This window comes from Gemmiger formicilis (genome assembly GCF_016901605.1).
Lineage (GTDB): Bacteria > Bacillota > Clostridia > Oscillospirales > Ruminococcaceae > Gemmiger > Gemmiger formicilis_B.
In genome coordinates this window covers 1-400 of the sequence record NZ_JACJKP010000486.1, presented here as the reverse complement: position 1 = coordinate 400, position 400 = coordinate 1, and the positions used below count along the sequence as shown (strand labels likewise).

The following is a 400-nucleotide window of genomic DNA, read 5'->3' as shown; positions in this document are numbered from 1 at the left end:
TGCTCATGACCCACGGCCTGAAAATCGACTACGGCGAAAAACTGGGCAAGACCATCATCTTTGCCAAGAACCACCGCCACGCCGAAACCATCCTGGAAGTATTCAACAAGCAGTATCCCCACCTGCCAGGGTATGCCAAGGTCATCGACAACTATATGACCTACGCCCAGAGCGCTATCGACGAATTTTCCAACGCCGGGAAACTGCCCCAGATCGCCATCTCGGTGGATATGCTGGACACCGGCATCGATGTGCCCGAAGTGCTCAACCTGGTATTCTTTAAAAAGGTCATGAGCAAGGCCAAATTCTGGCAGATGATCGGCCGCGGCACCCGCCTGTGCCCGGGGCTGATCGACGGCAAGGACAAAGAAAAATTCTACATCTTTGATCTGTGCGGCAA

General features: G+C 53.8%; 1 protein-coding gene. It reads left to right on the top strand.

Going from position 1 to position 400, the window contains the following annotated elements; translation table 11 throughout:
* A partial coding sequence (locus H6B10_RS15570; protein WP_275951097.1) for a helicase-related protein occupies positions 1-400 on the top strand: 400 nt, incomplete at both ends.